Origin of the sequence: Pseudomonas sp. Sample_24 (assembly GCF_004307605.1) — a bacterium.
Lineage (GTDB): Bacteria > Pseudomonadota > Gammaproteobacteria > Pseudomonadales > Pseudomonadaceae > Aquipseudomonas.
Genome location: NZ_RCNW01000189.1, coordinates 4,518 through 13,514 on the forward strand (window position 1 = coordinate 4,518; position 8,997 = coordinate 13,514).

9 protein-coding genes are annotated in these 8,997 nt (G+C 60.1%); 7 read left to right on the forward strand and 2 right to left on the reverse strand.

Annotated features, from left to right (window positions below; translation table 11 throughout):
• Window positions 1–35: 35 nt before the first annotated feature.
• The 5 genes from D8V06_RS09725 (at window position 36) to D8V06_RS09750 (ending at window position 4,463) form a co-directional block, all read left to right on the forward strand.
• Window positions 36–338 carry a MazG-like family protein gene (locus tag D8V06_RS09725; protein WP_056852476.1) on the forward strand — a complete coding sequence of 101 codons (303 nt, stop codon included), beginning with the start codon at window positions 36–38 and terminating at the stop codon, window positions 336–338.
• On the forward strand, window positions 338–1,087 hold the full coding sequence (locus D8V06_RS09730) for a methyltransferase domain-containing protein (protein ID WP_056852477.1): 750 nt from the start codon (window positions 338–340) through the stop codon (window positions 1,085–1,087). The genes D8V06_RS09725 and D8V06_RS09730 overlap by 1 nt, the downstream gene beginning before the upstream one ends.
• Window positions 1,088–1,099: 12 nt before the next feature.
• Window positions 1,100–1,720: a DUF4136 domain-containing protein gene (locus D8V06_RS09735; protein WP_130930875.1), complete on the forward strand. Its 621-nt coding sequence runs from the start codon at window positions 1,100–1,102 to the stop codon at window positions 1,718–1,720.
• A gap of 45 nt (window positions 1,721–1,765) precedes the next feature.
• On the forward strand, window positions 1,766–2,323 hold the full coding sequence (locus D8V06_RS09740; RefSeq protein WP_056852479.1) for a DUF4136 domain-containing protein: 558 nt from the start codon (window positions 1,766–1,768) through the stop codon (window positions 2,321–2,323).
• A 217-nt stretch (window positions 2,324–2,540) separates the two neighbouring features.
• The gene (locus tag D8V06_RS09750; RefSeq protein WP_130930876.1) at window positions 2,541–4,463 is read left to right on the forward strand and encodes a pilus assembly protein TadG-related protein; all 1,923 of its coding nucleotides are present in this window, start codon (window positions 2,541–2,543) and stop codon (window positions 4,461–4,463) included.
• Between the two features lie 34 nt (window positions 4,464–4,497).
• Here D8V06_RS09750 and D8V06_RS09755 read toward each other — a convergent pair whose 3' ends face one another.
• Together D8V06_RS09755 and D8V06_RS09760 are read right to left on the reverse strand one after the other, a co-directional pair.
• Window positions 4,498–7,239: an ATP-binding protein gene (locus D8V06_RS09755; RefSeq protein WP_130930877.1), complete on the reverse strand. Its 2,742-nt coding sequence runs from the start codon at window positions 7,237–7,239 to the stop codon at window positions 4,498–4,500.
• Window positions 7,236–7,676, reverse strand: coding sequence for a TadE family protein (locus D8V06_RS09760; RefSeq protein WP_056852482.1), 441 nt, complete (start codon window positions 7,674–7,676; stop codon window positions 7,236–7,238). The genes D8V06_RS09755 and D8V06_RS09760 overlap by 4 nt, the downstream gene beginning before the upstream one ends.
• A gap of 75 nt (window positions 7,677–7,751) precedes the next feature.
• On the opposite strand from D8V06_RS09760, the gene D8V06_RS09765 reads away from it, so the two are divergent.
• The gene (locus D8V06_RS09765) at window positions 7,752–8,222 is read left to right on the forward strand and encodes an A24 family peptidase (RefSeq protein WP_130930878.1); all 471 of its coding nucleotides are present in this window, start codon (window positions 7,752–7,754) and stop codon (window positions 8,220–8,222) included.
• Between the two features lie 117 nt (window positions 8,223–8,339).
• A partial coding sequence (locus D8V06_RS09770) for a response regulator (RefSeq protein WP_130930879.1) occupies window positions 8,340–8,997 on the forward strand: 658 nt, incomplete at its 3' end.

Here is an 8,997-nt window from a genome sequence, read left to right on the forward strand (position 1 = left end):
ATCCCCCCGAAGCTATACGCCTTCAGGAGAGCCCGATGAACCTTGTTGAATTGACCGAACGCCTGCACGCCATCCGTGACCGCAATGACTGGCAGCCATTTCACAGCCCGAAAAACCTGGCCATGGCCGCGAGTGTCGAAATGGCCGAGCTGGTGGAAATTTTCCAGTGGCTGACCGAAGACCAGTCGCGACAGTTGCCCGCTGACAAACTGGCCCATGCCGGCCAGGAAATCGGTGACATCGTGCTTTATCTGCTATTGCTGTGCGGGGAGTTGGGGCTGGACATGAATGACGTGGTGCGCAGCAAACTGGCCGACAGCGAGCGGAGGTTCAGCTGATGAGCGACCGTCATTTCGATCAACTGGCGACCCGTTTCGCGGAAAAAATCTACGGCGGTGCCAAAGGCGCAATCCGTTTGGCGGTGCTGCAGGCCGATCTGGCCGAAACCCTGCCGGACCGGCCATTGCGGGTGCTGGATATCGGCGCCGGTCTGGGCCACATGTCGTTGTGGCTGGCCGAACGCGGGCATCAAGTGACGCTGGCCGAGCCCGCCGAACCGATGCTCGAAGGCGCCCGCCAGCGTTTCGCCGAAGCCGGGCAAACCGCAACGTTCATTCAGGCGCCGTGGCAGGATCTGCTGGGTCAATTGACCGAACCTTACGATCTGGTGCTGTGCCACGCGGTGCTGGAATGGCTGGCCGAGCCCCACGCGATCCTGCCGGTGTTGCATCAGTTGACCAAGGCCGATGGCTGGCTTTCCCTGGCGTTCTACAATCGCGATGCGCTGATCTATCGCAACCTGCTCAAGGGCCATTTCCGCAAGATGCGCAAGAACGACATGGCCGGCGAGAAGCAGAGCCTGACCCCGCAACAACCCCTTGATCCACGGGAATTGGCGGCGCAACTTGAAGGTCTGTGGCAGGTCGAAACCCAGAGTGGAGTGCGGGTTTTCCACGATTACATGCCGGTGGAGTTCCAGGCCCGCGCCGAATTGGTGGACTTGCTGGAAATGGAGCTTGCCCACCGTCGCCACCCAAGCTTTGCCGGGCTTGGGCGTTACCTGCACTGGATCTGCCGGCCGGTCTGATCGGAGCGCAAAATGAAAATTCGTTCAGGGTTGCTGCTGTTATGTCTGGGTTTGGCTGCATGTCAGGGCAGCAATCCGTACGTGGCGTCCTCCAAGCCCCTCCCTCCGGCGCCAGCGCAGGCGGCCAATACCTTTGACCGCAGCGCCTACCCGGCACCACCGCGTGACTATGGGCGCTATCGCAGTTGGGCCTGGCTCAACGGACAAATGCCGCCGGGCACCGCGTGGGCAGATTCGGCCCAGGTTGCCGAAGCGGTCAGCAGCGCGCTCGATCAACGCGGCTTGCGCCCGTTGCATGACAACCGTCCGGCGGACCTGTTTGTCAGTGCCGACCTGCGCATGGAAACCCGTTTGCGCCAGGTCCGTGACGATTACTACGGCGGTGGCTACTACGGCGGTTATGGCGGTTACAACCGTTACGGCAATGGCTACGGCGCCTACACCGCAGTCCCGATCGTCCGCACCTATCAGGAACAGGTCGTGGTGGTGCAAGTGGATTTATACGATGCACAAAGCGGTCAAGCCGTGTGGAGTTCCAGCGCTGAAACCAGCAATCGCGGCACTCAGAGTGAGCAGGTGGATGCCATACGCAAGGCTGTAGAAAAGGCGCTGTCGGCGTATCCTCCCAGTTAGATAACAAGCCTTTCGCAGGTTCATGTCTTCAACCGGAGAATCATCATGTTCCGCCGTTTCGTTTTACTGGCAGTGGCCGCACTGCTCAGTGCCTGCGCAGCCAACCAGGTCAATCATGACTTCGACGCCAGCCGCGACTTTGCCGCCTATCACAGCTGGAGCTGGAAAGAGCCCGTCTTGCAATATCGCCCCGATGATCCACGGATCAAGAGTGACCTGACCGAGCAACGCATCCGCCAGTCAGTGACCGATCAGCTTGATCAGCGCGGGTTGCGCCCTGCTGCCACGGGTGCCAAGGCTGACTTGAATGTACAGACCTATCTGATTGTCGAAGAACGCCAGCAACAGATAACCACCAACTACGGCGGCGGTTATGGCAACCCGTGGAGCGGCTACTGGGGCGCGCCGATGTACAACGAGACCCGGCTCGTCTCATACAAGGTCGCCACGATTCAGATCGACCTGTTCGACGGCAGGGACGGCAAACTGGTGTGGCGCGGCAGCGACGAACAGATACTCAGCCGCACGCCCAATCCAGCCGATCGCAGCAATGCGATCCACGAAACCGTCACCCGGATACTGTCCAACTATCCACCCCGGTAAACACCCCACAAACCCTGTAGGAGCGAGCCTGCTCGCGATAGCGGATTGTCAGTCGACACAGAGGCTGACTGATCCAACGCCATCGCGAGCAGGCTCGCGCCTACAGGGTTTTTTGTTGTCTTGGCTGGCGAGTTGCCAGCAGCCTCGTCAACCCTTGTCTACACTGCCTTGACCAATGGAGGTAGCGCTCGGCAACGCGCCGGCAAAGGAGTGCGCCATGTCTCCCCGCATGCAGTTTCGCGGCCCGGCCCGGCAACGTGGGGCAATCGGTTTGATGGCCGCCGCCACCCTGGCGATAGCGCTGGGGTTCACGTTGCTGGTGATCGACACTGGCAGGCTCTACATGGAACAGCGCAAGTTGCAACGGGTGGCGGATACCGCAGCGCTGGAAGCCGTGAGCCGCGATGGCAATTGCAAGTCCGGGCAGAGCGCAACCATCTACGCCAGCCAAAGCGCAACACGCAACGGCTTTACCGTGACCGCGGACAACACGCTGACTGCCAGTTGCGGCACCTTGCAGACCGGCGCGGATAACCTCCGTGCGTTCGTAGTCGACGCCACTAAAACCGCAGCCGTCCAAGTCATCGTCAGCCGACCTGTCAACACCAGCATCGCAGCCGGCATTGGTGCGTTGCTCTCCGGTGGGCCGGTCAGCCTCACGACCCGGCTCAGCGCCACCGCCGTCGCCGCCGAACCCAAGATCACCCTGGCCCAATTGAGTATTCGCAGCACGTTGTTGAGCGTCGACAGCGCAAGAGCAAACCTGTTGAACCCCCTGTTCTCGACGTTGTTGGGAGGCAATGTCAACCTGACCGTCGGCGGTTGGGACGGGTTGGTCAAGACGGATATCAACCTGCTGAAATTCATGGACCAGCTCGCCATCGAACTGGGCGTGTCCGCTGGGAACTACACCGCGCTACTGAATACCCAGGGTTCCGTGACCCAATTCATCAAAGCCGCCGCCAACGTGGTGAACCTCAACGGCGCTACGGCGCAGGTCAAGACCGCGCTGGCCAATTTGCAAGTGGCGGCCACCGGCGCCTCGCCGATCAAGCTGGGGGATTTGCTGCAATTGCAAACCGGCACGCAAGAAGCGGGGCTCGACGCTACGGTGCAGCTGTTTCAATTGATTCAGGGTTTTGTCCAACTGGCCAACAAGAACAGTGCGGTGATCGCGACGTTGCCCGTGAATGTCTTGGGGCTGGCAGGGGTGTCGACCCGCATCAAAGTGATTCAGCCGCCGCAGTTTTCTGCTGTTGGCGACCCGGCGCTGGCGAAAGTCGCGCCGCTGGGAGTGAACAGGATTTATGTGAGCACGGCGCAGGTTCGCGTATTGGTGTCGGTTGATCTGTCGCTGATCAACTCCGTTTTGCAATTGGTCAACACGCTGTTGACGCCGGTCGTGGGGTTGGTCAATACGCTCCTGGCACCCGGTTGCATTCTTGGCAGCTGCACCCAGACCGACCTGAAGATCCTGCCCAACGGGCTGAACCTCGACCTCGGTATTGAAGCCGGAGTCGGCAGCAGTTATGTCACGGACTATTCCTGCGCCAGCCCTACCAGCAAGAGCCTCACCGCCACCACCAACATCTCCGCTCTGCAAGTTAAAGTGGGTCAGATCGACGATGCCATTTGGCTCTCTTCTTCCTCAGCGCAAAGCCTTTCGCCGCTGCCTCTGGTCGATATCGGCTCGAAATCCTGCACGCTGCTTAACTGCGGCGCACGAACCCCGTTCGGCGGCGGCGGTAGCGAGATCATGATCGATAGTCCAATTGCCGGCAAAACCGAACCCAATTACACCTTTGTTAATCCCCATGAAATCAACGTCTCACCAGACCCGACGCATCCGGTCTCGGTGTCCGGAGTGGTGGGCAGCCTGAAAGGGACGCTCGGCGGGGTCACGCTGATTCAACATGCACCCGCCATTGGCAGTCTGCTGGGAGGCTTGTTGAGTACGTTGCTGTCGACGCTGTCTGACGTGGTGAGCTTGTTGATCACCGCCATCAGCGGCCTGCTCGCGCCGCTGGTCGACCCGATTGTCGACAGCCTGCTGCTGAACCTGGGCATCGACGTCAACAAGGTCGACGTCGGTTTCAACCTGACCTGCGGCGAGAAAGGCAAAGCCTATCTGGTGATCTGATCCGAGGCGACCCCTTCGCGGGCAAGCCTCGCTCCTACAGGGTAGGTGGCACAATTGGCAGCTCGATACAAAAGCGTGCGCCCTCGGTGGAGTTACGCACGCTCAGCCGTCCACCCATGTTCTCAACAATCCCGTAACTCACCGACAACCCCAGGCCCGTGCCCACGCCCACCGGTTTGGTGGTGAAGAACGGTTCGAAGATTCGCTCGAGCAATCGCGGGTCGATACCGCCACCATTGTCCTCGACCCACAGCCGCATCGATTGCTCGTCCCGTTCGGCGTACACCGCAATCCAGGGTTTGAAATCTGGGTTGCTTTCGCGTTTGCCGAGCAACGCATCCCGCGCGTTGACCATCAGGTTGATCAGCACTTGTTCAAGCTGATCGACATACCCGCGTACCTGTACTTCAAAAGCGCTTTCACTGATTCGCAAATCGACGCCCTTGCCGCGCATACCTTCGGCCAGCAATGACAGCGTGCCTTCGATGGCCTGGGCCGGGTTGAACGGGTGTTGTTCGATCTCCGAGCGGCGGCCGAACACGCGCATGTGGTCGACCACCCGCGCGGCACGTTGCACCTGCGTGTCGATGCGGTTGAGCTTGTCGGTCAGGTAATCGACCTGCACATCGCCGTTGCTCAGGCGTTTAAGCACATTGACGATGGCCATGCGCATCACGTTCAACGGCTGGTTGATTTCATGGGCCAGGCCGGTGGCCATTTCACCCAGCGTGGCCATTTTCGCGCTTTGCGTGAGCTGTTGCTGGGAGCGGCGCACTTCGGTGTTGTCGCGGCCAACGGCCTGAACTTCGAGCAATCGGCCCTGCGCGTCGAACACCCCGCGATCCGACCAGACCCACCAGGCGTGTTCGCGGCCGGGCAGTTGCAGATTGATTTCTGCGGTGCTCACCGGGAACTCCGGGCTCAACTGGCCCAAGCGCTGGAGGAACGCTTCCCGCTGTTCGGTTGACATCCAACTGCCCAGATCGACCCCCGGTAATTGCTCAGGCGCGCATTCCAGGTAAGTCGCCAGCGGCCGGTTGCCGAAGGTCAAGGTCAGGTCCGGCCGGTAGCGGCAGATCATCGCCGGAGAGTCTTCCACCAGAATCCGGTAGCGCTCTTCGCTTTGCTTGACCTGTTCGGCGGCCAGGGTGACTTCGGTGACGTCCAGCCACAGGCCCACGGCCTCCACCGGCAAGCCGAGGTCATCGCGCAGCAGTTTGGCTTCGTCGAGGATCCAGTGGTAATCACCGCGATAATCACGCAACCGATAGCGCACGCTGACCGACCCTTCGCGCAGCAGCGAACGGCTACGTTCGAAGTAGCGGTCTCGGTCGTCGGGATGAACCTTGTCCACCAGCGCGGCACCACCACAGTCGTCGAGTCCCCAGCCGAGCAGCGGCAGCAGGCTGTCACTGTAAAACGTCGGTTGCAGCGCGCCTTCGACATACTGCTGCACGTAAATAACGGCAGGGGAACTGGCGATCAGATTGTCCAGCCGGGCATGGGCGGTCGCGGCCTGTTGCTCCTGGTTCTTGATATCGCTGATGTCGAGCATGAACCCCACCACACGGCGGTTTTTGCCCATACCCACAGCCTGGCCTTGCAGGCGATACCAGATCGGCGTGGCCGTCGAACCCGGGCGATGCAAACGCACGCACATCAGCAAGGGGACGCCTTCGTCCTGTAAGGCTTGCAAGCGACTGCGCAATTCTTCGCGGTCGGCGGGATGCACCAGATCAAGCCATTCGTTTGACGGCAAGCGGGCATCTGCAAGGTTCAGAGCGTCGGCGAGCGAAGGGGCCAGTTGCACTTGGGCGCTGTCGCTGAACATCTCCCACCAACCCGTGCCGAGCAGCGCTTGCAGCGACTCCAGGCGCTCCAGTTGCAGATGGTGGTGGTGTTCGCGCAAGCGCTCCAGCAGAGGGCCGGCGAGGGCGGCGGCGAACTGAAGCCAGTCGCGGTCACTGACGTCTGGCGCCCGCTGCTGCACCGGGTAGCAGCCGCACAGCAGCCAGGCGACCACGCCCCGGGCATCGTGATAAGGCACGGCGAAACCCTCGGCATTGGTGAAGATCGCTTGCAGGCGCGGGTGTTCAATGGGGCTAAGCACCTGCGGTGCGGAGCCGTTCAAACTGTCGAGGCCGGTGCCCAGGCGCTGAGCGTTTTGCCACAATTGTGGCCCGTCGAGCCCCGCATAGTGCTGATGAATCTGCCAGCCCTGTTCTTCTTCATCGAGCAACGCCAGGGCGATGCACGGGATGTGAAAACGCTGGGCCAGGCTTTGCAGTTGATCGGTCAGCACATCGGGTAAACGCGACAGACTGCACAGGCGCAATTGCTCACCGATCTGCACCGCGAGCAACTGGCATTGCTCGCGCAGACGTGATTGTCGACGGTCGAGGAGCAAGTCACCGATGTCCAGCAGTTGCAGCAACCAGGCGTCGGCCAAGGGTTGAATCCAGCCGCGCAAATGCAGGGGGTGGCCGCTGAGGCTGTAAAAGTCCAGGTCCAGGTTCTGGCCTTGCCAGTCTGCGGGTGCGCCCTCGACCACCAGACTGCAATGGGGCAAGAGAAAATCGAGCAGGTGCGGCGCTCGCGCGGTGGGCGTCTGTTGGGCCAGCGAATGCCGCAACGGGCCGGTCAAATGCAGCACACGACCTTCGGCATCCAGATGCATCTGCAAGCCGACGCCCATGCCTACTGGCTCCGGGAGAGGTTGTGGCACGGGTGGATGGCGATTGAGCAGACGCCCGAAGAGCTTGTCGCCGGCACTCAAAATTGCAGGCTCGAACTGGCGGTGAGTGTGGCTGGCAAGTTCGGCACCTGGCCGATGCCCGGCAAGGTCAGAAACGGGATGACGGCACTCAATTTGGTGGTCGGGTAGTTGATACTGACCTTCAGCACGCCGGCGGTGTAGGTCGTGGTCGCATCCGTATCGACATTGAAATTCAGAGCAACAGGAATCCACGCCAATTGTCGGCTCAGTTCGTCTTTGACCACGGTCTTGAGCGCGGCTTCATAGCCGGGTGTGTTCGGGTCCAGCGCCACACTTCGGCGCACGGCTTCGGCAGTCGACTGGTTGAACGACTGCATCAGCAACAGCGGCAGGCTGTAAGTGACGATTGCGTAGAACACCGCGAAAAAGATGACGAACACCAGGGCGAATTCAATCGCCGCGGCGCCTTTTTGTTTGTGGGGGAGGCTGGTTTTCATGAGTGCGTCTACCCTGACCATCACGAGGTAATGTCAGCATAGAATCATTCAGCCAAAACGGACGTTTTTTACCGGATGCAGAGCATTGTCCTACTGATCTGGCTGGCACTGTGCGCGGCGCAGGATGCACGGCAACGGCACATCGCCAACAGTTTGACCCTGGGCGCAGGGGCTTTTGCATTGGCGTATCTGCTGTGGAGCGGCAGCACCTGGCTGGGCGCGCCGGCAGAGCAGGGTGGCTGGGCGGCATTGCTCGCGCTGGCTTTCACCTTACCCGGTTACGCCATGCGAAAACTCGGCGGTGGTGATGTAAAACTCATGATCGCCCTTGGGCTGGCGACCGACGGTCGGCATGTTTTAGGCGTGTTTATCGGTGCAGGATTGGCCAGTGTCGTATGGCTGCTGCTGGCGCCAAGAGTCTGGCTTCATTTCGGTCAAGGGCTTAGAGATCGTTTGCTGTACTTGAAGCCTGGAGTGTCAAAAAAACAGCCTTTTGCGCCCTTCCTGTTGGTGGGGTTGATGCTGACATTTGCCTGGCTCCGCTAGTCGTGAGTTTTTGTACAGAGTGGAAAAGTACGACTACTTTCATGCAACAAGTAGCTGTACAGCCAGCGGCTGCATGTACAGGAACGGTCAGCCTTTTGACCTTGCAGGGAGTTGCACGTGAACAAGCGTACCTCAGCAGTAAAAGTCCTTGTGGTCGACGACCAGCCATTGGTCGTTGAAGAACTCTGCGAATTTCTCGAGAGCAATGGTTACCGTTGTGTGCCTTGTGAATCCGGTCATCAAGCCATCGAACGTTTCAACGAAGACACCGACATCGGTCTGGTGCTGTGTGATTTGCAGATGCCCGGGCTGGACGGGATTCAACTGGTGCAGGAACTGCAACGCCTGTCCGGCAAGCACCGTGCGTTCGAAGCGATCATGCTCACCGGGCGTGCCGACAAGCAGGACGTAATCAAGGCACTGCGAGCCGGCATTGCCGATTACTATCAGAAGCCGATTGACCTGGGTGAGTTGCTCGAAGGCTTGCAGCGCCAGGAAATAGCCTTGCAGGAGCGGCACAAGACGTTGCAACTGGGGCATCTGAACCAGAAGTTGCAGTATTTGTCGGAATCGATCGATGACCTGTATCAGGATCTGGATCGGGTTCGCCGTGCTCCGTTTGTCTCAGGCACTGCGGATTCGGAAGACGGTACGGTCAGTGAGGCTGATCGGGAGGAGATCCCGGCGATTTTCAATCAGCTGTCGCCTCGGCAGTTGGATGTGGCGCGGTTGGTGGGCAAGGGGCAGACCAATTATCAGATTGCCTGTGAGTTGG

What these genes read in the sequence shown, in the direction of transcription:
- D8V06_RS09725 (WP_056852476.1), top strand. Translation starts at nt 36, where the DNA reads ATGAACCTTGTTGAATTGACCGAACGCCTGCACGCCATCCGTGACCGC.
- D8V06_RS09730 (WP_056852477.1), top strand. Translation starts at nt 338, where the DNA reads ATGAGCGACCGTCATTTCGATCAACTGGCGACCCGTTTCGCGGAAAAA.
- D8V06_RS09735 (WP_130930875.1), top strand. Translation starts at nt 1,100, where the DNA reads ATGAAAATTCGTTCAGGGTTGCTGCTGTTATGTCTGGGTTTGGCTGCA.
- D8V06_RS09740 (WP_056852479.1), top strand. Translation starts at nt 1,766, where the DNA reads ATGTTCCGCCGTTTCGTTTTACTGGCAGTGGCCGCACTGCTCAGTGCC.
- D8V06_RS09750 (WP_130930876.1), top strand. Translation starts at nt 2,541, where the DNA reads ATGTCTCCCCGCATGCAGTTTCGCGGCCCGGCCCGGCAACGTGGGGCA.
- D8V06_RS09760 (WP_056852482.1), bottom strand. Translation starts at nt 7,676, where the DNA reads ATGAAAACCAGCCTCCCCCACAAACAAAAAGGCGCCGCGGCGATTGAA.
- D8V06_RS09765 (WP_130930878.1), top strand. Translation starts at nt 7,752, where the DNA reads ATGCAGAGCATTGTCCTACTGATCTGGCTGGCACTGTGCGCGGCGCAG.